This is a genomic window from Vibrio sp. SBT000027 (genome assembly GCF_963894355.1).
Classification (GTDB): domain Bacteria; phylum Pseudomonadota; class Gammaproteobacteria; order Enterobacterales; family Vibrionaceae; genus Vibrio; species Vibrio splendidus.
Window position 1 is genome coordinate 347,271 of sequence record NZ_CAWQGD010000004.1, and the last position, 24,267, is coordinate 371,537.

Below are 24,267 nucleotides of genomic sequence, written 5' to 3' on the forward strand. Positions count from 1 at the left end.
ATCAAGTTGACGTCAAGTTCGTTAACTCTTGTCTTGCTGATTTAAAAAGTCTTTAAACTCTTCATCATAGATGTTGAATAGGACAATGGTAATCGCAAAGATTAGTGGGCCGTAGATAAGACCAATTAGGCCAAACAATTGAATACCACCTAACAGTGAGAAGAAGATCATCAGGGTATTCATGCCTGCACTGCCTTGCATCAGCAGCGGACGAAGCAGGTTATCAATAGAACCAACAATCGCTACACAGTAAACCGTTAGGAAAATCGCCCATGTGGTATCACCAGTTAGGAACAAGTAAGTTGCTGCTGGGATCCAGATTAATGCGGTACCCACAACTGGGATGAAAGAGGCAAAGCCCATCATGGTGCCCCAGAATAGGCCTGGGAAACCGGCAATCCACATACCTAAACCGCCCGCAAAACCTTGTGCTATTGCGGTTAAGAATGAACCCATTACAGCTGATTTCGATACTTGCTCAATCTCGGTTAGAAGCTTGTCTTCTTGACTACGAGATAGTGGCAGAATATGACGAACCACACTGATGATTTTGTCGTGATCTCTTAGTAGGAAGAACAGAACAAACAGCATCAAGAAGAAATCCATCAAGAAATTGGTCGCATCACCAAGGATTTTTGCACTGATACCAACCAGTTTTGAACCAAAGCTGGTCGCGAACTCACCGACTTTCTGTGCGATGGCTTGAGGCTCAATGTTGTCGAAAGGCAAGTAGTTATTCACAAATGACAGCGCTTTGACCACTAATGGGTGTGCAAATAAAGTCTGAATACCGCCGTGGGTCACCCATTGGTAGGTGTTCTGAGAGAACAGAGAGCCTTGCTGAACAATTGCTGCGAATACTGCCAATAAAGGGATAACAATAATGAAAGTCAGAATCACACAAGACAGCAGAGAGACGATGTTTTCTTTATTCGGGAGCTTTTTTTCAAGCCACTCATGGATCGGGAACATCAATAGTGAAATGATAAAGGCCATCACGATTGAGTTTACGTACGGCTCTATAAGCAAGTAACAAGCATAAGCCGCCGCAAGTAGGGCAATGATGATCACCCAGTGGCTGGTATTGATTTTGAGTTTTTCTGACACGTTAATGGTCTCTATATTTGCGTTCTGAGTTTATAATGGCTGCAAAACAGAGAGTTAGCAATGAGGAGTTTTGATAATGGGATGCTGTAATAAAGATAAGAAATGCCAAGATGAAGAACAGCAAACAAAAAAAGAGATCCCTTGGTTCAGAATGTTCCTTGGCACCTTGATGTTGTTGGTTTTTCTTTTCTGGGAACGTTAGGCGTTTTTGGTTCAGTTTTAGCCTTAATCGAACAGTAAATAAGCTGCAATATTTGTGGTTAGCGAGCGTGATGTATTAAAAAGGGCTGCATCTAATGCAGCCCTAAATTCAATTGGTTAGCAACTTATAAAGTGCTTTCGACTATTTACTTTCAGCAGCAATGATCGCAAGAGAGCGATCAGCAGCTTCTAGTGTTGCATCCAGTTCTTTTGAACCATGAGCAAGAGAAGTAAAGCTTGCTTCGAATGCTGAAGGTGCAAGGTAAACACCGTGATCTAACATTAGGTGGAAGAAGCGCTTGAAGCGTTCGACATCACACTTAGTTACATCTTCGTAGCACGTCACAGTTTCTTGATCTGTGAAGAAGAAACCAAACATACCGCCAACTTGGTGGACTAGCATTGGAATGCCGTGCTTGTCTGCAAGTTGCTTGAAGCCATTAGCCAGTTGCTTAGTTTTTGATGCTAGACGCTTTTCGTTGCCTTCTTCTCTTAGAAGGTTCAAACAAGCGTAGCCAGCTGCCATAGCAACAGGGTTACCTGAAAGCGTACCCGCTTGGTAAACAGGGCCCGTTGGCGCGATGTATTGCATCACGTCTTTACGACCACCGAAAGCACCCACAGGCATGCCGCCGCCAATCACTTTACCAAGACACGTTAGGTCTGGCTTGATGTTGTAGTAAGCCTGAGCACAACCTTCAGCAACGCGGAAACCGGTCATTACTTCATCAAAGATTAGCAACGCACCTTCTTGGTCACAGATTTCACGTAGGCCTTCGTGGAAGCCTTCTACTGGAGGGATACAATTCATGTTACCCGCTACAGGCTCAACGATGATACAAGCGATCTCGCCTTTGTTTGCTGCGAAGATTTCACGTACTGAATCTAGATTGTTGAAGGTTGCTGTTAGCGTTAGTTTCGCAAAATCAGCTGGTACGCCAGGAGAGCTTGGTTGACCTAAAGTCAGTGCACCAGAACCTGCTTTTACCAGTAGGCTGTCTGCGTGACCGTGGTAACAGCCTTCAAACTTAAGAATTTTGTCACGACCAGTAAAGCCACGAGCAAGACGAATCGCACTCATTGTTGCTTCTGTACCTGAGCTCACCATACGTAGCTGTTCCATTGATGGAACCATCTCAGAGACAAGTTCAGCCATTTTGATTTCAGTTTCGGTTGGAGCACCGAAGCTAAGGCCGCGTTGCGCTGCATCAATGACAGCTTCACGGATAACTGCGTGGTTGTGACCAAGGATCATTGGGCCCCAAGAGCCAACGTAATCGATATATGCTTTCCCATCAGCATCAAAAAGAAGTGGGCCGTCAGCTCTATCAACGAAGATTGGAGAACCACCTACACCGTTAAAAGCGCGCACTGGAGAGTTAACGCCACCTGGAATAGTTTGCTGTGCCTTTTGATACAGTTCTGCTGATTTGGTCATTGATATATCCTCTTTTGACTGTCGGACCAATTGGCACGCATTGTACCTATCCAGAATCCAACTAGGAATGCTTTCGCCGATATAATCCCCCGAATCTGGTTGTTTTGTGTGGTTACACGTTTTAATTGTCAGATATGGGCGAGTTTACGACAGTAAAAGGAACGATCCTGTGGTGAATACTTGAACGTTTCAGTCAGGTATTAGATAATCACCAGAATATAAGAAAATACTCAACAACTATGGTCTCGAATTAGATTTGTATCATGTTGTTTTTGACACAGGTAAGAGAGGTTGTCGTGAGCGAAGTAAATATCCCATTGTCTTTTTCTGATGCAGCAGCTACACGCGTACAAACGCTAATTGCTGAAGAAGAAAACCCAGAACTAAAACTGCGTGTATACATTACAGGTGGCGGTTGTAGTGGTTTCCAATACGGCTTCACATTTGATGAAAAAGTAAATGATGGCGACACTACTATTGTAAACAGCGGTGTTACGCTGGTTGTTGACCCAATGAGCCTACAGTACTTAATGGGTGGCATGGTTGATTACACTGAAGGCCTAGAAGGCGCTCGTTTCTTTGTGAACAACCCGAACGCGACAACAACATGTGGTTGTGGTGCATCATTTAGCGTCTAACGTGAACTGAAAGGTAGCTTGAACTGAGAGCTACATTAAAAATATTTTAAACGCTGAGCTCATGCTCGGCGTTTTTGTTTTTAAGAAATACATCATATAAAACAGACAGTAATTCGACCTGTTCTAGCCATACACACTAAGAGGTATTTAGGGTGGGAATGTGTAATCTTTATTTTATCCAGCTGCCTTATAGTAAACGCCATATTTTTTAAACTGTCGATAGAGTCCAACTTCGTTGGGTGTGGGTCTGTTAAGGTTACCGCAGTGCATCAGGATGTTGCATATGACAGTGTTAAGCTAATTAGCGCGCCTTAATAACATCGGACAAAAGGATTTGCTATGCCCACTCTATTTTCTAACTCTCCACTTTTTCAGAAACTGAAGCAGCCGTGGTTGGTTTCTCTGATTCTAGTTGTGCTGTTGTCGATTTGGCTTGGTTTAGGCGTAGGGCAAGCGGAAGAGTCGTCTGAGAAAAAAGTGACAGAAATTCCGTTGGCGAAGGTCTCTTTTCAAACATTTACTTCATCACCGACCTTTAAAACGATTGATCTCTATGGTCGAACGGCACCCGATAGACATGCTCGTTTGGGGGCTGAAGTGGCGGGCAAGGTTGTTAGATTGAACGTTGTTAAGGGCGATGCGGTTAAAGTTGGACAAGCCATTGCGCAGATTGATAAAGGCGATTTAGAGATCCAGTTGGAGCGAGCATCTGCGTTATATCGTTTGAAGCAAAAAGAATTCAAAGCAGCACAGTCTTTGAAGAAAAGAGGGTTGCAAGGCGAGATAGCCTATACCACCGCAGAGGCTTCACTAACGGAAGCAAAGGCCATGAAACGCAATGCGGAATTGGCTCTAAAGAACACAGTAATCACATCACCTTTCTCTGGTGTGGTTCAAGACTTGATGGTGGAACTGGGCGATTTCGTTGGCGTTGGCGACCCTGTCGCAGGTGTGATTGACCTCGATCCTTTGGTTATTGAGGCCGATGTCAGTGAGCGTCATATCCAACACTTGTTAGTCAATCAATCTGCTTTGGTTCGTTTGTTAGGGCGAGAAGAAGCGGAAGGCCTTTTACGTTATGTTTCTCGTATCTCTTCTGCTGCTACTAATACCTTCCCAATAGAGATTGAAATCGATAATTCCAAAGGCCTATTACCTGCAGGTGTCAGTGCAGAAGTAACCCTCAACCTAGAAACAAGAGATGCAATCAAGATTACACCTGCCATGCTGGCGCTGGATGAGGCAGGTAACCTTGGGGTCAAAACTTTGGTTTCAGTCGATGACTCACCAACCGTGAAATTTGTAGGCATTCAGCTAGTAAAGGCAGAGCAAGATGGAGTTTGGCTCACAGGACTCGGACAACGCGTCGATATCATCACAGTCGGCCAAGGTTTTGTTCGTGATGGTGATTCTGTGATTGCTGTTGAGCAAGGCGCTGAACTCTCTAATGTAATTGCTGAGTAGGAGATAGCCGATGTATTCAATTATTGATGCAGCCTTGTCTCGAGCTCGAACAATGCTCTCCCTTTTAGCGTTAATCCTTGTCGCCGGTGTCGTCACCTATATCACGATACCTAAGGAATCGAGCCCAGATATTACCATCCCAATTATCTATGTTTCGGTCGGGCACCAAGGGATCTCGCCAACGGATGCAGAACGTTTATTAGTTCGACCTATTGAGCAAGAGCTTAGGTCAATCGAAGGCGTAAAAGAGATGACAGCAACCGCAGCAGAAGGGCACGCCTCTGTGGTGTTAGAGTTTAATGTTGGCGTCGATCTTACTAAAGCGATGGCTGATGTTCGTGACGCGGTTGATCTGGCTAAGCCCAAATTGCCAGAAGATAGCGATGAGCCGACTGTAAATGAAGTTACCCTCGCTTCTGAGCAGCCTGTGTTGTCAGTGGTTCTGTTTGGTACCGTGCCTGAGCGCACCATAGTACAAATCGCTCGAGAGCTCGGAGATAAACTCGAAAGCTATCGTCAGATCCTTGAAGTCGATATTGCAGGCGATCGCGATGACATAGTAGAAATCATCGTTGATCCATTATTGATGGAGAGTTACAGCCTAGATCAAGCGGACATCTATAATCTGATTGCTTTGAATAACCGAGTGGTGGCCGCAGGCTTTGTTGATACAGGCTACGGGCGTTTTTCGGTCAAAGTCCCTTCGGTGTTTAACTCCTTAAAAGACGTACTTGAGTTGCCAATCAAAGTTGATGGCAAGCAGGTGGTCACTTTTGGCGATGTGGCCACGGTTCGTCGAGCGTTTCGAGATCCTGAAAGCTTTGCCCGTTTAGATGGTAAATCTGCGGTGGTCTTGGATATCAAGAAGCGTGCAGGTGAAAATATCATCGAAACCGTAGAGTTAGTTAAAGCGGTTATGGCTGGTGCTCAACAACAAGCGGAATGGCCAAATAACTTATTAGTTAAATACACCTGGGATGAATCTAAAGATGTGAAGATCATGCTCAACGATCTTCAAAACAATATCTTGTCCGCCATCATTTTAGTGGTGATCGTTATCATCGCCATTCTTGGTGTTCGAACCGCGCTATTGGTCGGAATTTCAATTCCTGGATCGTTCCTCACGGGATTGTTGGTGTTGTCTGTGTTTGGTCTAACCGTCAACATCGTGGTGCTGTTCTCGTTGATCATGGCGGTTGGTATGTTGGTCGATGGCGCAATTGTTGTTACCGAGTTTGCCGACAGGCGAATGCAAGAAGGTGAAGGGCGTAAAGCTGCTTACCGAGATGCAGCGAAACGGATGGCGTGGCCAATAACGGCATCAACGGCTACAACCTTGGCTGCATTTGCTCCGTTACTGTTTTGGCCGGATGTAACGGGCGAATTCATGAAGTTCCTGCCATTAACGTTGATTGCAACCTTAACCGCTTCATTGATTATGGCGTTGTTGTTTGTGCCTGTACTCGGTGGTTTGATTGGTAAACCTCAATATGTATCGCCCAAAAGCCAAGCTCGAATGGTGGCACTGCATAATGGTGATTTTTCACAAGCGACAGGCTTAACCAAAGCGTACTATCACACGTTGTCGATTGCGATTAAGCACCCCTTTAAGATTCTGTTCAGTGCGATATTACTTGCAGTTGCGGTTGGATTTACTTACTCAAAGGCAGGTCTAGGCGCAGAGTTCTTCCCAGAAGTGGATCCGCCATTCTTTAACGTCAAAGTTCGCTCCCATGGTGATCTGTCTATCCAAGAGAAAGATGTCATCATGCGTGATATTGAGTTGATGATGCTCAATCATGATGAGTTCGATACCGTTTATACGCGTACGGGTGGTGATGATCAGATTGGTTTGATCTCGATTACCCCTGTTGATTGGCAATACCGTCGCAGTGTTAAGGCGATCATTGAAGAATTAAAGGTGTACACCGATCAATACGCAGGGGTCGAGATTGAATATAAGTTTCCAGATGCAGGGCCTCCGGTTGAGAATGACTTAGTGATTGAGCTCTCGGCAAGAACACCAGAGCAGCTGAATCAGGCTGCAAAAATTGTAAGAAACTGGGCGGATGGCAATCAGGCACTGACCAATATAAGTGATACCGCGAGTAAAGATGGCATCGATTGGAAAGTGGATATTCGCAGAGATGATGCTGCGCGTTTTTCGGCTGATGCGACCTTGGTGGGGAATACCGTTCAATTCGTCACTAACGGGCTAAAGATTGGCGATTACCTCCCAGATGATTCTTCAGAAGAGGTCGATATCTTGGTGCGCTATCCAAGCGATAAAAGAGATATTGGGCGCTTTGACCAACTAAGAGTTAAAACACCAGCAGGCTTGGTGCCGATCACTAACTTTGCTCAGATTGTGCCAGACCATAAGCAGGACACGATAAAGCGTCTTGATGGTAAGCGTGTCGTGAACATCATGGCGGATATGGAAGAGGGCTATAACCTTGCACTCGAACTGCCAAAGATTGAGCAAGCGTTAAGTGAGTTAGGCTTATCAAGTAGTGTCGAGTTTCGTATTCGTGGTCAAAATGAAGAACAAGAAAACTCGTCAGCCTTCTTACAAAGTGCTTTCTTAGTTGCATTGGCGGTGATGGCTTTGATTTTGATTACTCAGTTCAATAGCTTCTATCAAGCGTTTTTGATTCTTAGTGCGGTGCTGTTCTCAACGGTTGGTGTGTTTGTTGGTTTGCTTATCTTCCAGCGTCCGTTTGGCATTGTGATGTCCGGTATTGGAGTGATAGCGTTGGCAGGAATTGTGGTAAACAACAATATTGTGCTGATTGATACCTATAACCAACTGATAAAACGCGGCTTGGACAAGCGAGATGCGATTCTCAGGACGGGTGTTCAGCGTTTAAGGCCAGTAATGCTAACTACGGTTACCACCATTTTAGGCTTGATGCCGATGGTGTTAGAAATGAACATCGATCTGATTAATCAAAAGATAGAATTCGGCGCGCCGAGCACGCAATGGTGGTCGCAACTTGCTACAGCCATTGCGGGAGGTTTGGCCTTTGCTACAGTACTAACTTTGGTGCTGACGCCTTGTTTGCTGATGCTAGGGCGAGATAAGAAGCCCGATGTGCTCCCAAGTAACGACGGTTAAAGATAAGTCCTAGTTCGACGGACATAAAAAGAGCGTCTTGGTGGGCGCTCTTTTCGTTGGTTTATATGGCTATTAGTCTAATTAGTCGCTAGTAACCTAATTAGTTGCTAGTAACTGGCCGTATCGCTCTAGGTTACTCAATCGAATTTCTGAGTTCGCAATAAATGTTGCTTTTGCTTTACCTGTTAACGACTTAGATTGCGGTAATTTCACGGTACGCGCATTTTTATGTACGCCATTAACCAAGAATTCATAATGTAAGTGCGGGCCAGTCACACGGCCTGTGCCACCCAAAGTACCAATGGTTTGGCCTTGTTTTACGCGCTGACCTGTTTTCACCATACGTCGCTTCATGTGCAGGTACTTGGTGATGTAGGTGTTGCTGTGGCGGATAAACACGTAGTTACCATTGAATTGGTTGTAACCCGATTTCTGAACAATACCGTCACCAGCTGCCCAGATAGGTGTGCCAACAGGGGCTGCGTAGTCAGTACCGCGGTGAGCTCGAACCTTACCGGTTACTGGGTGTCTCCTGGTAGGATTAAAGTTCGATGTTACGCGACGAAAATCAATTGGTGAGCGCAAGAACGCTTTCTTCATTGCTCGACCATTTTCATCGAAGTAGTTGCCGCTCTTATCATCCAATACCGCGGTAAATGAATCGCCTTGGTTTTTGAATACGGCTGCCATGATCTTACCGCGACCAACCACCTCACCTTCAACCACTTTCTCTTGGTACAAGATTTTGAAGCTGTCGTTCTTACGAATATCCAATGCAAAGTCGATATCCCAACCGAAGATACCGGCGAGTTCCATGATTTGGTTTGCGGTTAAACCTGCGCTAACGCCTGCATTCCAGAAGTTAGACGTGATGTTGGCTTCAGCGTAATTGTATTGGTAGGCAACTTCTTTCTTGTCGATGCTAGAGGTAAACGAATCGCCAGACTTAGTGATGTTGAAGCTTTCAAACGCACTAAGTTGTCGTTTTAACTGAATAAGGTCGTTGTTTTCATCAAAACCAAACTGCAATACATCGCCAGGTCTTAGGTCAGACAGTTGCTTCTTAATATCATTATTGGTATTGAGTAGCGTGATCAGCAAGCGGTATGAGAGGCCAATGCGTTCGAATAAAACAGAGGTGCTTTCGCCAGAACGAACGGTGTATTTCTCCCAATTAAGCACTGCCGTCGGCGGTGCGTCACTCGAGCTAACAAGTGCAGATGCATTGATAGTCAGTGGGTAATGTTTCCCCACCACTAAAGCGCCCGTATCGTCACGTAAACTGCTGACATCGGGGAGTAAGAAGATCGCGACGAAAATTACGGCACTAAAAAATGCGATAAAAGCCCGGTGCAAAATAGGAAGGCGTGCAAAAATAGACAACATGTTCCGGTTCGTTCTGTAAATATTATGAAAATCGACGACGGAATAGTGTAACTGGTTTCAAAATACATCGCTATTCAAGTAAGATGTCTAATTATTATATTTTTGCCAAATCTGTGGGAGTGAACAAGAATGGCGAGTATTGAAGCTGCACTAGCCGAGATCAAACGTGGCGTAGAAGAACTGATTCCAGAAGACGAACTGATTGCGAAACTAAAAGAAGGTCGTCCTTTACGCATTAAGCTGGGTGCCGATCCAACTGCTCCAGATATCCACCTAGGCCATACGGTTATCTTTAACAAGCTTCGTGCTTTCCAAGAGCTTGGTCATGAAGTGACATTCCTTATTGGTGATTTCACTGCAATGGTTGGTGATCCATCAGGTAAGAACTCAACGCGTCCACCGCTAAGCCGTGAAGACGTATTGAAGAATGCTGAAACTTACAAAGAGCAAGTATTCAAGATTCTAGATCCTGCGAAAACGCAAATTCGTTTCAACTCTGAGTGGTTATCTGAGCTTGGTGCAGAAGGCATGATTCGTCTTGCTTCTAACCAAACTGTTGCTCGTATGCTTGAGCGTGATGACTTTAAAAAGCGTTACGCTGGTGGTCAACCGATCGCAATCCACGAATTCATGTACCCACTTCTACAAGGTCACGACTCTGTTGCACTAGAGAGTGATGTTGAGCTTGGTGGTACTGACCAGAAGTTTAACCTTCTAATGGGTCGTGAACTGCAAAAAGCAGCAGGTCAAAAACCACAAGCGGTACTGATGATGCCATTACTTGTAGGTCTAGACGGCGTTAAGAAGATGTCTAAGTCTGCGCACAACTACATCGGTATTAGCGAAGCACCAAGCGAGATGTTTGGTAAGATCATGTCTATCTCTGACGATCTAATGTGGAGCTACTACGAGCTACTGTCTTTCCGTCCACTTGAAGAAGTTGCGGAACTGAAAGCTGGCGTTGAGGCGGGCAAAAACCCTCGTGACGTTAAAGTACTTCTAGCGAAAGAGATCATTGCTCGTTTCCACAGTGAAGCAGATGCTGAAGCCGCTGAGCAAGAGTTCGTTAACCGTTTTGCTAAGAACCAAGTTCCTGATGAAATGCCTGAATTTGAATTCGAAGCCGGCCTACCGATTGCGAACGTTCTAAAAGAAGCGGGTCTTGTAAACTCTACTTCTGATGCGATGCGTATGATCAAGCAAGGTGCTGCTAAGCTTGAAGGCGAGAAGATTGAAGATAGCAAATTCGTACCTGAAGCTGGTACTGCAGTTTACCAAGTAGGTAAGCGTAAGTTTGCTCGTATTACTATCAAGTAATATTAAATCTCAATGATTTAACGAAAAGGCATCTACGGATGCCTTTTTTATTGCCCCTAATTATTGACTCCTATTTATTGACAGGAATTTGACGAAGTTTTTGAACGGCTATTGCTACACTATGCGCGCTGTCATATTGACAGTAATTCTGGAGATTTTTATGAACAATACCGACCATCCTCCTAGTTTGAATGGAGAAGAATAACCCGTCTCGGTATTGATCTATTGTCCTGCCGTTCGGGTAGGGTATCTTTGTTTTTCCCCCTCATTCTTTTCCACACACTAGATTCTAACAAGTAGACACACCAGTAGCTTTCAGCTCTTGGTGCGCATAAATCTATAAATCTATAAATCTATAAATCTATAAATCTATAAACTTATGCTATTTGTTTTGATGGTCGTTACCTTTGCCAATCGGGAGATTCGCCATGACGGTAATGAACAACACTTTTTTATCTATCGAAGCTTTGTACACAGAGCAAGACATCCAAGCTGTATCTAATGCCTTTCAACAGTACGGACGTGAGCAACAAATTAACCTTTTGAACAGAATGCCGCTTGAAGATGCGGTGTTAGTTCTGGGGCAATGTTCTCTTAGTACGATTCAGACTTTACTTAGTGAGCTAGAAGAGCAGGGCTTTGAGAAGCGCTCTCGACATCTAGCTCACCAACTAGGGCTGATCTACTCAGAGGTTGAACCGCAACAAGGTTACCTTTCGACTGGAGTGCTAAGCCATGTAAGGCAACGTATCGGTTGGATTATTGCCTTGGCGTTACTGGGTATTGTCTCTGGGCTTATCATTGCTCAGTATGAAGATATCCTTAGCCAGCTAGTACTTCTTGCGATTTATATGCCGGTAATCGCCGCTGCGGGTGGCAACACAGGAACACAAGCTGCGACTTTGGTCATTAGAGCTTTAGCCACAGGGGAATTGAAGAAACGCCAGTGGGCGAACGTTCTTTGGAAAGAATTTAGAGTCGCGATTTGCTTAGCACTTGCGATTGCCTTGGTGATGATAGGCCGCATCTTACTGTTCAGTGACAACCAATCAACGGGTGGTTACGACATTAATATGATTGCTTACGCGATTGCTGTCGCTCTGTTTATTCAAGTGACAATATCAACCGTACTTGGCGCTGGATTGCCGATTGTTGCTCGGTTATTCAAGTTAGATCCTGCGGTGCTGGTGAGCCCTGTCTTGGCTTCAGTAGTCGATATTTCGGGGATGTGGATTTACTTCACGGTAGTGAATTCATTCTTGGGCATTGCTTAACGCCCTTAAATAAATATTCTGGAAAAAAAAACACTTTCGAAGAAAAACACCTTAGGGATAAAAATGGCGCTGAAGATCTTAAATCTTCAGCGCCATTTTTATTGTTTAAGTAGAAGCTTACAGAGAGCTAAACATTACTTAGATTTGCTTTGTGTTTGACTGAATTCGACCACATCTTTGTAGAAAGCACGTTCAAACTGGGTGATTGGTGCTTCTACAGGTTTTTCTGGATCTTGCTCTTCCGGAAAGTAATCACGGACAAACTGTACAAACAGAGAGTTTGGATTGCCCGCTTTGTCTAAACCAAAACCTGCCATGTTGTAGCTACCGTACAAAGACCCACTTTTCGCAATAATATTACCTTGGATTGGTGCTTTCCTCATGCTTTGACGGTATTTAAGCGTGCCATTAGTACCTGATGTTGGCATTGCCTCAATTAGGTTGATCTGTTTGTCGTTATCCCAGATGTAACGCAGAACCTGAGCCATGGTTTGCGAGGTCATACGATTATTTCTCGATAATCCTGAGCCATCGACCAACTGAGCTTTGCTTAGATCAATGTTGGCCTTGGTCAGTAATATCTGCTTTATTGCTTCTGTGCCGTTATTGAAGCTGCCCGGTTGGACATAAAACGTTGCACCCAGTGTTTTGGTTAGGTTGTCTGCTATTAGATTGTCTGATTTCTTCAGCATGGTATCGAGCAGTTCAGGAAGCTTTTCTGAATGGTGGCTCGCGACTAACTTGGTTTTATCTGCTTTAGCTTTTTTACCAATAATCATATCGCCATTAACTTGGATTTTCAGCTCTTTAAGAAGCGAGCCCACGACTTGATAGGTATAAAGCTCGGGGTTTTGAATCGCAAACTTGAGTGGTAGTGGCTTCTTACGCTCTACTAAGCAACCAGAGAGCTTGTAAGCGTTGTCTGGAGTGGTAATGAGCTCTAAGTCGCATTGTGTCGCCTTCTGCCCTGATCGAGTTACGGTGGCTGCGGTGGTTGTCACGTCTATCGGATAGTGAGCGGGAATATAGACACGAGTGCTGCCATTATCTTTTGTATAAATAGAGGCTTGTGCGCAGTTGCTGTCTAAGGTCATCGCACTCGAAGGCGCGCTGTAACAAACCCCTAGAATGTCCCAAGGCCAGCCAACGGCTCGCTGATAGCCCGTAAAAGTCGAGTTATCTAGGTATAAGTTGCCCTTGATGGTTCTGGATTGAGATTTTGCGTATTGAGCCAAAAGGCTTTTAAGCTGTTCTCGTTGTAGGGTCGGGTCGCCACTAAATGAAATGATTGAGTCATTCCCAGAACGGGCAATGCTGGTCGTGTAGTGAAAGTCATCCCCTAACTCCAACTTAGCAGCCAGGGCTGTCACCAGCTTTAAAGTACTGGCGGGCGGGTAGAAGCCATCACTGTTGGAATTCATTTTGTTTGAATCGCCTCTCAGGGATTCCAAAATTACACTTGTGCTACTGCCATCAGGCAGTTTATCTAGAGGGGGGTAAGCGAAAGCGTTAACTGAGAAAGCGCTAATGGAAAAACTACATACAAGTAGTGTGGATAGAAGGCGCATAGAAGATTTCTTGGATGGCTGATGTTTTCAGTATACAGATATAAAAAACGCCCGCTAGATAGCGGGCGTTTTGATTCTCAATTAACTAATTAAACAATTAAACAATTAAACAATTAAACAATTAGAATTAGAATTAGAATTAGAAGTCGTAACGTAGACCTAGAGCTAGCTCGTCTTCAGCTTGTGCTTTAGATGCTGTGCCGTTTACTAGAGAAGTACCGCCAATCTTGTCGCCTTCAGAGATTAGGTTGAAGTTGTACGAGATGTAAGTACGGAAGTTAGGCTTGAAGTAGTAAGTCGCATCGATAGCAACGTTATCAGCAGAAGTCTCATCGTTAGTTTCTGCGTTGTTGTACGTTAGAGTAAACGCAGTTTTGTCTAGCGTGTACGCAGTTGCGAATTCGTAACCTGTGTAATCTACAGTTTTGTTTAGAAGACCGGAAGTAGTAGCTTTCTCACCATCTGTGAATACACCAGCAAAGTATAGAGCTTCAGTGCGGAAAGATGCTGCTAGCATGTACTCGTTTTCTAGGTCTTGATCAGCGTAACCAGCACCTAGCTTAAAGCCAGAATCGCCGATTGCGTAGATACCAGATAGAGAGTAACCATCTTCACCGTTGTCGTTGAACTCTCCGTTAGTTTCAGAACGGTCAGCAAAGCGGTAGCTTGCTTTAACGCTTAGGTCTTGGAATTGACCTTTGTAAGAAAGCATGTTGTCAGTACGGTCTGCTGCTGCAAGTTTGTCTGCTGCTGAGTTACCGTGGTAAGACATGATATCAGTAAAGTCTGTGATTACGCCTAGCGCACCGTCGTTTTTACCGTAAGTTACTTCACCGAATGTACCGCCGATACCAGCGTAAGTGTAGCGGTGGTCAATAGAGTCGCTGTTAGTTGCGCTGCTATCGTTAGCTTCGTATTCGCCTTCGTAGAAACCAACACCATATAAGCCGTCTTGGATTTCAACTTTACCTAGGAAGTTAAGACGTACACGTGTTTTGTCTTCAGCTTTGCCATCTTTCATAGATAGACGAGCTTCAGCACGACCACCGATTTCAAGAGAAGTGCCATTTGAGCTGTATACAGAAGTACCGTCGATACCACCAGCTTGTTTACCGTCCGCTGCTACTGCGTTAGTAGCAAGAGCTGCAGCCGATACAGCAAGCGCGATCATAGTCTTGTTCATGTTATTAATTCCTAATTACTGTCCATAGAAGTTTTATCAAGGATTTGAACCCTTTTGTGTATTGCCTGTATTAATCAGGCTTCATAATCATGATTAGAACAGAAGTCTGAAAAATGCCAGTGCAATCCATGGGTTACTTTTTACCTCTAAAGTTCCATAGTTAGTTAGTAAAATGATATAAAACTAAAAAATGAACACTGTTTTATTATATCTCTTGTTGTTTAAGTGTATGTTTTAAAGTGTTTTTTATAAAAGTGTGATCTGTGTTTATTTTGTTTGTTTTTTGTTTTTTTAGGTATTTAACTCCCTACTTATTGATGGGGGAGTTATTATTCATTTTTGTGATGTCTGTAATTTAGACCTAGATAAAGCTTTTATAACGCAAAGTGGAATAAAGGTGATTTAGCCATAAAGTTTGTTTACACTAAGCCAAATCGTTTTGTTTCTATCACCCAATAAATGCGTTGGGTGTATTTATGTTGGCCAAAGAAAGCTTTGGCATAGAGGTAAAAAATGGAAAAGGTTCCAATGACAGTACGTGGCGCTCAGAAGCTACGTGACGAATTAGATCGCCTACTTAAGCTACGTCCTATTATTTCAGCAGCTATAGGTGAAGCTCGTGAACTCGGTGACTTGAAAGAGAACGCTGAATATCACGCCGCTCGTGAAGAGCAGGGTATTTGTGAAGCTCAAATTCGAGATATCGAATACAAGCTATCGCTAGCTCAGATCATCGACGTAACTCAAATGGATAACACAGGCAAGGTTATCTTTGGTACTACGGTTACTTTGATTGACGTAGATACTGATGAAGAGTTCCGTTACCAAATCGTTTCTGAAGATGAAGCTGAAATCAAAACTGGCCGCATTTCGGTGAAATCACCGATCGCTCGTGGCCTTATTGGTAAGATGGAAGGTGACGAGGTTATTATCTCTACACCTGGCGGTGATAAAGATTTCGAAATCGACAAAGTAGAATACATCTAATTGAATTTACTTTGGTTCTAATAAGTAAAAAGGTCGCTAATGCGACCTTTTTCGTTTCTCACGCTACACTAAAAGATAAGCACGGTGGCTTTCTTATTGTGGAGCTAGCTTGATGTCAAACTAGCTTATTTGCGTGGAATCTCGATTTTACGTGCTTCTGACTGACGGAACAGTACTAGAACTTTACCGATAGTCTGTACTTTCTCAGCTTTAGATTCACGTACAATTGCATCGATAATCAGTTGCTTAGTCTCACGGTCTTCTGATGCAACTTTAATCTTGATCAGTTCGTGGTGGTCTAGAGCTAATTCGATTTCCGCTAGAACAGCTTCAGTAAGTCCATTTGCGCCCATTAGCACTACAGGTTTTAAACTGTGAGCTAGGCCCTTTAGATGCTGCTTTTGTTTGGTACTTAGGTTCATTACGCGGCCAATTTTATTTAGTATTAGGGTTGAAAAAACCTATTTTAACGCCATCTAAAGCTGAAGACTATAATTTATTCAGCAATTAGTACTTTCCTCCAATTTAGGTATCCAATGAGCAAACAGAAACACTCGGCCAGTTCAGGCCGTTGGTTGAAGGAACACTTCGACGACAAGTATGCAAATGAAGCAAGAAAAAGAGGCTATCGTTCGCGTGCTTATTTCAAAATGGAAGAGATTCAAACGAAAGATAAATTGCTGACTCCTGGGATGACCATTGTGGATTTGGGCGCAGCGCCTGGCGGTTGGTCTCAATATGCTGCTAAGATTATCGGAGACAACGGTCAAATCATTGCTTGTGACTTGCTACCTATGGATCCGATTGCTGGAGTGAGCTTTTTACAAGGTGATTTCCGCGAAGAAGCTGTGCTAGATGCCTTGTTGGAACGTATACAACCAAACATGGTTGATGTCGTGATGTCTGATATGGCACCTAATATAGCAGGCAACAATTCTGTGGATCAGCCGAGAGCTATGTATTTAGTTGAATTAGCTTTGGATATGTGTCGACAAGTTCTAGCTACCAATGGTAGTTTTGTTGTAAAAGTATTCCAAGGCGAAGGGTTTGACCAATATGTTAAGGACGTCCGTGAGATGTTTAAAACAGTCAAAGTGAGAAAACCCGACTCTTCTCGAGCTCGATCTCGTGAAGTGTTTATCGTAGCAACTGGTTACAAAGGTTAACGATTCTCTTCCAAGAGTGAGAGTTAACAACATGGCTACAGGTTACAAACTGTAGTACCCTACCTTTAATTACAATTAGTTATCGAGAGGCTTACACCTTGAGTGACATGGCAAAAAATTTAATTCTGTGGCTTGTTATCGCGGTTGTGTTGATGTCGGTCTTCCAGAGCTTTGGCCCTGGGGAAAGTAACGGCAGAGCAGTAGATTACACCACGTTTGTACAGGAAGTTGGCCAAGGCCAGATTCAAGACGCACAGTTCAATAACAGCGAAATCACTTTCACACGTCGTGGTGGTGGCTCTAAGTATGTAACTTACATGCCTGTTTATGATCAAAAGCTACTTGATGACTTAATTAATCAAAACGTAAAAGTTCAGGGTACACCACCTGAAGAGCAGAGCCTGCTTGGCACTATCTTCATCTCATGGTTCCCAATGATCTTACTGATTGGTGTGTGGATTTTCTTCATGCGTCAAATGCAAGGCGGCGGCGGCGGTAAAGGCGCGATGTCTTTTGGTAAGAGCAAAGCTCGAATGATGAGCGAAGAACAAATCAAAACGATGTTTGCGGATGTTGCTGGTTGTGACGAAGCAAAAGAAGACGTGAAAGAGCTTGTGGATTACCTTCGTGACCCAAGTCGCTTCCAAAAACTGGGTGGTAAGATCCCGACAGGTATCCTGTTGGTCGGTCCTCCTGGTACTGGTAAGACATTGCTTGCAAAAGCAATTGCTGGTGAAGCGAAAGTACCGTTCTTTACTATCTCAGGTTCTGATTTCGTTGAAATGTTTGTTGGTGTTGGTGCATCTCGTGTGCGTGACATGTTCGAGCAAGCGAAGAAAGCAGCACCTTGTATCATCTTTATCGATGAAATCGATGCTGTAGGTCGTCAACGTGGCGCTGGTGTTGGTGGTGGTCACGATGAACGTGAGCAAACACTTAACCAAATGCTGGTTGAGATGGATGGCTTCGAAGGTAACGAAGGTATTATTGTTATCGCTGCGACTAACCGTCCCGACGTGCTAGACCCTGCATTACTTCGTCCTGGTCGTTTTGACCGTCAAGTTGTGGTTGGTCTACCTGATGTACGTGGTCGTGAACAGATTCTTAAAGTGCACATGCGCAAAGTTCCACTATCAGGTGATGTTGAACCATCTCTGATTGCTCGTGGTACTCCAGGTTTCTCTGGTGCAGATCTTGCGAACCTTGTGAACGAGGCGGCGCTATTTGCAGCTCGTGGTAACAAACGCAATGTATCGATGGTTGAGTTTGAACTTGCGAAAGATAAGATCATGATGGGTGCAGAGCGCCGTTCAATGGTGATGTCTGAAGAAGTGAAAGAGTCAACAGCTTACCACGAAGCAGGCCACGCAATTGTTGGTCGTTTGGTACCTGAACACGATCCAGTGTACAAGGTGTCAATCATTCCACGTGGTCGTGCACTTGGTGTGACTATGTATCTACCTGAGCAAGATCGCGTAAGCATGTCTCGCCAACACCTAGAGTCAATGATCTCTAGCTTGTACGGTGGTCGTCTTGCTGAAGAACTTATCTACGGTAAAGACAAGGTTTCGACTGGTGCGTCTAACGATATCGAACGTGCAACTGATATTGCTCGCAAGATGGTAACGCAGTGGGGCTTCTCTGAAAAACTAGGTCCTCTTCTATATGCTGAAGAAGAAGGCGAAGTTTTCCTAGGTCGTGGCATGAGCCAAGCGAAACATGTTTCTGACGATACAACTCGACTTATCGATGAAGAAATTCGTATTCTTATCGACCGTAACTATGCTCGTGCGAAGCAGATTCTTGAAGAGAACATGGATCTCATGCATTCGATGAAAGATGCGCTGATGAAGTTTGAAACGATTGATGCAGGTCAGATTGATGACTTGATGGAACGTAAAGACGAGATTCGCGAGCCTGCTGGTTGGGGTGATGAAGCAAAAGCAGAACCTGCAAAGGAAGAAGCCAAGCCTGAAGCTGAAGCTAAATCAGAAGAACAAGCTAAAGCAGACCCAGAAGAATCGAAAGTTGAAGAAGTTAAATCTGAATCAGATGATACTAAAAACAAAGATTCTTAATCGCTAAGCTATAAATTAAAACCCTGAGTACGCTCAGGGTTTTTCTGTTTATAGCCCAAGGTGTTTTTTACTCTTTAAGACCTGCCTTTCATGATATTAAAAGCAAACAATAAAACGCTCGTTTTAGACCGCCCACATGTAATGGGTATCCTCAATGTCACCCCTGATTCTTTCTCTGATGGCGGAAAATTCAACTCATTAGACAATGCATTGCTGCAAGCTGAACGAATGATTCAAGCCGGCGTTAGCATTATTGATATTGGTGGTGAATCGACTCGTCCTGGAGCACCGGACGTTTCCTTAGAGGAAGAGCTCGCTCGAGTTATTCCTGCAATTAAAGCGATTCGTACCAAGTTTGATGTTTGGATTTCTATTGATACCAGCAAAGCGGAAGTGATGCGCCAAGCTGTTGAAGCGGGTGCTGATTTGATCAATGATGTACGCGCTTTACAAGAGCCAGGTGCCCTACAAGCTGCCGCTGAGGCTAATGTTCCTGTTTGCCTGATGCACATGAAAGGCCAACCAAGAACCATGCAAGCTAGCCCAGTTTACGACGATGTTCTAATGGATGTTGAAGCATTCTTACAAGAAAGAGTGGAAGCTTGTGAGGCTGTAGGAATCTCAAAAGAACAGCTGATTCTGGACCCTGGTTTTGGTTTTGGTAAAACCATTGAACACAATTACCACCTATTAGCGCACCTTGAAAAATTTCATACGCTTGGGTTGCCAGTTTTAGCTGGGATGTCGAGAAAATCGATGATCTTTAAGCTACTGGACAAGGCCCCAGCAGATTGCATGGTAGCCAGTGTCACTTGCGCGACTATCGCTGCAATGAAAGGCGCACAAATTATTCGCGTTCACGATGTTGAAGATACATTGGAAGCGATGAAGATAATCGAAGTGATGAATAACAATCACTAATAATAATTAAGGAAAATCAATATGTCTGATAAAAGACGTTACTTCGGCACAGATGGTGTACGTGGCAAAGTTGGCCAATACCCGATTACACCTGATTTTGTTCTGAAGCTTGGCTGGGCTGCAGGTCGTGTTCTTGCGAAGCAGGGCACCAAGAAAGTGATCATTGGTAAAGATACTCGTATCTCTGGCTATATGCTTGAGTCTGCGTTAGAAGCTGGCCTTGCTGCTGCGGGTCTTCAGGCTACGTTTACTGGCCCAATGCCAACACCTGCTGTTGCTTACTTAACACAAACTTTCCGTGCTGAAGCTGGTATCGTTATCTCTGCATCGCATAACCCTTTCTATGACAACGGCATTAAGTTCTTCTCTTCTGAAGGCACTAAATTGTCGGATGACATTGAGTTGGCTATCGAAGCTGAACTAGATAAAGATATCGAGTGCGTGGAATCTTCTGCATTGGGTAAAGCTGTACGTTTAAATGATGCAGCTGGCCGTTATATCGAATTTTGTAAAAGTACATTCCCACACAAAATGACGTTAGCGGGCATGAAAATTGTGGTGGATTGCGCACATGGTGCGACTTACCACATTGCGCCAGCGGTATTTAAAGAGTTGGGTGCTGAAGTGATTGCAATGGGTGTTGAACCAAATGGTACTAACATCAACCACGAAGTGGGTGCGACAGATGTGCGTGCTCTGCAAGCTAAAGTACTTGAAGAAAAAGCAGCGTTAGGCCTAGGCTTTGATGGTGACGGTGACCGCATCATCATGGTTGATGAGCTAGGTAATAAGGTTGATGGTGACCAAATCGCTTACATCATTGCTCGTGATGCGTTGCGTCGTGGTGAGTTGAAAGGTGGCGTTGTTGGTACACTAATGACCAACCTTGGTATGGAAAACGGCCTTAAGCAGTTAGGTATTCCGTTTGTTCGTGCTGCTGTTGGTGACCGTTACGTCATGGAGCAACTTCTTGCTAAAGGCTGGAAGATCGGTGCAGAAAATTCGGGTCACGTTATCCTATTAGATAAAGTGACGACAGGTGATGCTATCGTTGCTGCCTTGCAAGTATTGGCTTCAGTTGTCGACAGTGAAATGACACTGAATGAACTTTCTCAAGGTATGACGTTATATCCTCAAGTTCTAGAAAACGTTCGTTTCAGCGGTGACTCAAATCCACTCGAAGCAGAAGCGGTGAAAGCGGCGGTTGTAGAAGTAGAAGCTGAGCTTGGCGAGAAAGGTCGTGTGCTATTACGTAAGTCTGGTACCGAGCCACTACTGCGTGTCATGGTTGAAGGCGAAGACGCAGAGCTTGTTCAAGCGTCTGCGCTTAAGATTGCAGATGCAGTAAAAGCAAACTGCTAATTTAACCTTTTACTTAACCGGCGAAACGAATAGCGCCTGTGATTAGAAGTGATTGACTTATATAACGGTCAAAAGAGACGTAAATGAGTTTTGTGTCGCTTTTGACCTTTTTTTAACCATTCGCTTGGTAAAGGCTTATTTTTTAGCAAATTCCCCTTGTCAGCCATCGTCGCATTCGCTAGTATTGCTCGGCCTTCAGTTAGGAGGTCGCTAGCCTTGTTCTTGAAAATAGTTTTTTGAACGGCGCTGGCTCAACAATTAGGAACATAGGTGGAAAAATGTTTACAGTTCTACTTGTGATTTACCTGTTGGCAGCGCTTGGTGTAATTGGCCTAGTGTTGATTCAACAAGGTAAAGGCGCAGATATGGGAGCCTCTTTCGGTGCTGGCGCTTCAAACACTGTGTTTGGTGCTGGTGGCTCAGGAAATTTCCTTACCCGAATGACTGCAGTTTTTGCAACTACATTTTTTATCCTTAGCTTAGTGCTTGGTAATATGTCTACACATAAAACTGAGTCACAATGGATTGACCCGACTCAAGGTCAGGTAATTCAGCAAGCTGAAGATGCAGTGAGTGAAGTTCCGACGCAAGGCGACGAAATTCCACAATAAGCTGCAAAGATTTGATGCCGAGATGGTGAAATTGGTAGACACGCTAGCATGAGGTGCTAGTGCCTTAGGGTGTGAGGGTTCGAGTCCCTCTCTCGGCACCATGTTTACAAACTTGTAAAACATCTTGTTGGGCGTATAATGCTCACAAGTCGGACGCGGGATGGAGCAGTTTGGTAGCTCGTCGGGCTCATAACCCGAAGGTCGTCGGTTCAAATCCGGCTCCCGCAACCAATTTCAATGCTATTATATAGCTTGTATTGGTAGCAAGTTTGCACAGTGTGAACCTCACTGTGAGTTAAGTGTGATATCGAATGTGATGACACTTAACATATAAGGGTCCAGCAACAAAAACCCCGGCTTATACGGGGTTTTTTGTTATCTAAGCATTTGTAAATGCCTTTAGATGATAATGTTTGCTTGGAATTTAAATTGGGCTTTGAGCCCTTTTTTTGTTTCTGGAGTGGTTAAATGACTGGTTTAGAGAGACAACTTACTGAAATGCTTGACGCTCCAGTAGCAGCATCAGGTTATGAGTTAGTTGGATTAGAATTTATTCGTGCTGGTGAGCACTCAACGCTACGTATTTACATCGATTCACCAAATGGTATCAATGTAGATGATTGCTCTGAGGTTAGTCACCAAGTAAGTGCCGTAATGGACGTTGAAGATCCAATTTCAGTGGCTTATAACCTTGAAGTGTCTTCACCAGGTTTAGAGAGACCACTGTTCAAAGCAGAGCATTACCAACAATTTATTGGTCACGAGGTAAGCATCGTTTTGAAAATGGCTGTCGGCAACCGTCGTAAATGGAAAGGTGATATCCAATCTATCGAAGGCGAGACAGTGAAAGTATTGGTTGAAGGACAAGAAGAAGAATTCGTCCTGAGCAATATTGCGAAAGCTAACCTGATCCCTAAATTTTAGTTCTCCTAGTGAGAAGAGCTTAAGAGGCTAGATTAATGAACAAAGAAATTTTGGCGGTAGTAGAAGCTGTTTCAAATGAGAAAGCAGTTCCTCGTGAGCGTATTTTTGAAGCGCTTGAAATCGCGCTTGCAACGGCAACAAAAAAGAAAAGCGAATTAGAAATTGAAGTTCGTGTAGAAATTGACCGTAAAACGGGTAATTTCGAAACTTTCCGCCGTTGGGAAGCTGTTGAGGAAGTTGAATTCCCAACAAAAGAAATCTCTATTGAAGCTGCAAAGTACGATGATCCAGAGATCGAACTTGGCGGTTTCATTGAAGATGATATCGAATCAGTAACGTTTGACCGTATTACGACTCAAACGGCTAAGCAAGTTATCGTACAGAAAGTACGTGAAGCAGAACGTGCTCAAATCGTTGAACAGTTTATTGACAACGAAGGCGAGCTCGTAACTGGCGCAGTTAAGAAAGTTAACCGTGACACAGTTATTCTAGACCTAGGTAACAACGCTGAAGCGGTAATCCTTCGTGACGACCAACTTCCTCGTGAAAACTTCCGTCCAGGTGACCGTGTTCGTGGTCTTCTTTACGCAGTTAAACCAGAAGCTCGCGGTTTCCAGCTTTTCGTTACTCGTTCGAAGCCAGAAATGCTAGCTGAACTATTCCGCGTTGAAGTGCCTGAGATTGGTGAAGAGCTAATTGAACTTAAAGGTGCTGCACGTGACGCTGGTTCTCGTGCTAAAATCGCTGTGAAAACAAACGACAAACGTATTGACCCTGTTGGTGCGTGTGTTGGCATGCGTGGTGCACGTGTACAAGCTGTTTCTAATGATCTTGGCGGTGAGCGTATCGATATCGTTCTTTGGGACGATAACCCAGCTCAGTTCGTTATTAACGCAATGGCGCCTGCTGATGTTGCTTCAATCATCGTTGATGAAGATGCACACTCTATGGACATCGCTGTTGAAGCCGATAACCTGGCACAAGCGATTGGCCGTAGCGGTCAAAACGTACGTCTAGCTTCTCAACTAACGGGTTGGGAACTGAATGTAATGACTGTTGCTGATCTAGAGAAGAAGCACCAAGAAGAAGCCGTTGCTTCTATTGAAAACTTCATGAAGCACCTAGACATTGAAGAAGACTTTGCTCAAATGCTTGTTGAAGAAGGCTTCTCTACACTTGAAGAAGTGGCATACGTTCCTGTGAACGAGCTTCTTGAAGTAGACGGTCTAGACGAAGGTATCGTTGAAGAACTACGTAACCGCGCGAAAGACGCACTGACTACTCTAGCGCTAGCGAAAGAAGAGACTTTCGACGGTGTTGAGCCTGCTGAAGACTTACTTGCACTTGAAGGTCTTGAGCGTGAAATGGCTTACAAGCTAGCAGCAAAAGGCGTTGCGACATTGGAAGACCTAGCTGACCAAGGCGTTGATGAACTAGAAGGCATCGAAGACCTAACTGCAGAGCGAGCAGGCGAGCTGATTATGGCTGCGCGTAACATCTGTTGGTTCGGCGACGAAGAATAAT

19 protein-coding genes and 2 tRNA genes are annotated in these 24,267 nt (G+C 44.2%); 15 read left to right on the forward strand and 6 right to left on the reverse strand.

What is annotated here, in order from left to right:
- Positions 1-21: 21 nt before the first annotated feature.
- Together AACU28_RS11555 and hemL are read right to left on the reverse strand one after the other, a co-directional pair.
- Positions 22-1,107 carry an AI-2E family transporter gene (locus tag AACU28_RS11555; protein WP_004734536.1) on the reverse strand — a complete coding sequence of 362 codons (1,086 nt, stop codon included), beginning with the start codon at positions 1,105-1,107 and terminating at the stop codon, positions 22-24.
- A 343-nt stretch (positions 1,108-1,450) separates the two neighbouring features.
- Positions 1,451-2,746 (reverse strand): glutamate-1-semialdehyde 2,1-aminomutase, encoded by a 1,296-nt coding sequence (hemL, locus tag AACU28_RS11560; protein WP_017084255.1) that lies wholly within the window; start codon positions 2,744-2,746, stop codon positions 1,451-1,453.
- Between the two features lie 296 nt (positions 2,747-3,042).
- On the opposite strand from hemL, the gene erpA reads away from it, so the two are divergent.
- From erpA to AACU28_RS11575, 3 genes are all read left to right on the forward strand, one after another.
- Positions 3,043-3,384: an iron-sulfur cluster insertion protein ErpA gene (gene erpA, locus AACU28_RS11565; RefSeq protein WP_004734539.1), complete on the forward strand. Its 342-nt coding sequence runs from the start codon at positions 3,043-3,045 to the stop codon at positions 3,382-3,384.
- 339 nt (positions 3,385-3,723) lie between these two features.
- Complete coding sequence (locus AACU28_RS11570; protein ID WP_121602967.1) at positions 3,724-4,848, forward strand: efflux RND transporter periplasmic adaptor subunit; 1,125 nt, start codon at positions 3,724-3,726, stop codon at positions 4,846-4,848.
- Positions 4,849-4,858: 10 nt separating this feature from the next.
- Positions 4,859-7,966, forward strand: coding sequence for an efflux RND transporter permease subunit (locus tag AACU28_RS11575; protein WP_121602968.1), 3,108 nt, complete (start codon positions 4,859-4,861; stop codon positions 7,964-7,966).
- A gap of 96 nt (positions 7,967-8,062) precedes the next feature.
- Here the strand turns inward: AACU28_RS11575 and AACU28_RS11580 are convergent, their stop codons facing one another.
- Complete coding sequence (locus AACU28_RS11580; RefSeq protein WP_121602969.1) at positions 8,063-9,352, reverse strand: peptidoglycan DD-metalloendopeptidase family protein; 1,290 nt, start codon at positions 9,350-9,352, stop codon at positions 8,063-8,065.
- Positions 9,353-9,481: 129 nt separating this feature from the next.
- Here AACU28_RS11580 and tyrS point away from each other — a divergent pair, with 129 nt between their 5' ends.
- Entirely contained in the window at positions 9,482-10,669 is a 1,188-nt protein-coding gene (gene tyrS / locus AACU28_RS11585; protein ID WP_004734518.1) for a tyrosine--tRNA ligase, read from the forward strand.
- Between the two features lie 428 nt (positions 10,670-11,097).
- A complete protein-coding gene (locus AACU28_RS11590; protein ID WP_121602970.1) occupies positions 11,098-11,943 on the forward strand; it encodes a magnesium transporter in 846 nt (281 codons plus the stop codon).
- A gap of 134 nt (positions 11,944-12,077) precedes the next feature.
- On the opposite strand, the gene dacB is transcribed toward AACU28_RS11590, so the two are convergent.
- Both dacB and AACU28_RS11600 read right to left on the reverse strand, forming a co-directional pair.
- A complete protein-coding gene (dacB, locus tag AACU28_RS11595; RefSeq protein ID WP_121602971.1) occupies positions 12,078-13,511 on the reverse strand; it encodes a serine-type D-Ala-D-Ala carboxypeptidase in 1,434 nt (477 codons plus the stop codon).
- Positions 13,512-13,650: 139 nt separating this feature from the next.
- Positions 13,651-14,694 (reverse strand): porin, encoded by a 1,044-nt coding sequence (locus AACU28_RS11600; RefSeq protein WP_121602972.1) that lies wholly within the window; start codon positions 14,692-14,694, stop codon positions 13,651-13,653.
- 513 nt (positions 14,695-15,207) lie between these two features.
- Here AACU28_RS11600 and greA point away from each other — a divergent pair.
- A complete protein-coding gene (greA, locus tag AACU28_RS11605) occupies positions 15,208-15,681 on the forward strand; it encodes a transcription elongation factor GreA (protein WP_017079993.1) in 474 nt (157 codons plus the stop codon).
- 125 nt (positions 15,682-15,806) lie between these two features.
- Here the strand turns inward: greA and yhbY are convergent, their stop codons facing one another.
- Positions 15,807-16,103: a ribosome assembly RNA-binding protein YhbY gene (gene yhbY / locus AACU28_RS11610; RefSeq protein WP_004734509.1), complete on the reverse strand. Its 297-nt coding sequence runs from the start codon at positions 16,101-16,103 to the stop codon at positions 15,807-15,809.
- Between the two features lie 114 nt (positions 16,104-16,217).
- On the opposite strand from yhbY, the gene rlmE reads away from it, so the two are divergent.
- The 9 genes from rlmE (at position 16,218) to nusA (ending at position 24,266) form a co-directional block, all read left to right on the forward strand.
- Positions 16,218-16,847 (forward strand): 23S rRNA (uridine(2552)-2'-O)-methyltransferase RlmE, encoded by a 630-nt coding sequence (gene rlmE, locus AACU28_RS11615; protein ID WP_004734508.1) that lies wholly within the window; start codon positions 16,218-16,220, stop codon positions 16,845-16,847.
- Positions 16,848-16,954: 107 nt separating this feature from the next.
- Positions 16,955-18,925, forward strand: coding sequence for an ATP-dependent zinc metalloprotease FtsH (gene ftsH / locus AACU28_RS11620; protein ID WP_102534911.1), 1,971 nt, complete (start codon positions 16,955-16,957; stop codon positions 18,923-18,925).
- 90 nt (positions 18,926-19,015) lie between these two features.
- Positions 19,016-19,846, forward strand: coding sequence for a dihydropteroate synthase (gene folP / locus AACU28_RS11625; RefSeq protein WP_121602973.1), 831 nt, complete (start codon positions 19,016-19,018; stop codon positions 19,844-19,846).
- Between the two features lie 21 nt (positions 19,847-19,867).
- The gene (gene glmM, locus AACU28_RS11630) at positions 19,868-21,208 is read left to right on the forward strand and encodes a phosphoglucosamine mutase (protein ID WP_004734505.1); all 1,341 of its coding nucleotides are present in this window, start codon (positions 19,868-19,870) and stop codon (positions 21,206-21,208) included.
- Positions 21,209-21,486: 278 nt separating this feature from the next.
- Positions 21,487-21,819: a preprotein translocase subunit SecG gene (gene secG, locus AACU28_RS11635; protein WP_004734504.1), complete on the forward strand. Its 333-nt coding sequence runs from the start codon at positions 21,487-21,489 to the stop codon at positions 21,817-21,819.
- Between the two features lie 16 nt (positions 21,820-21,835).
- Positions 21,836-21,920 (forward strand) — tRNA-Leu (locus AACU28_RS11640).
- A gap of 53 nt (positions 21,921-21,973) precedes the next feature.
- Positions 21,974-22,050: transfer RNA gene (locus AACU28_RS11645), tRNA-Met, on the forward strand.
- Positions 22,051-22,287: 237 nt separating this feature from the next.
- On the forward strand, positions 22,288-22,743 hold the full coding sequence (rimP, locus tag AACU28_RS11650; protein WP_004734501.1) for a ribosome maturation factor RimP: 456 nt from the start codon (positions 22,288-22,290) through the stop codon (positions 22,741-22,743).
- 35 nt (positions 22,744-22,778) lie between these two features.
- Positions 22,779-24,266, forward strand: coding sequence for a transcription termination factor NusA (gene nusA / locus AACU28_RS11655; protein WP_004734499.1), 1,488 nt, complete (start codon positions 22,779-22,781; stop codon positions 24,264-24,266).
- The last annotated feature ends 1 nt before the right edge of the window (position 24,267 follow it).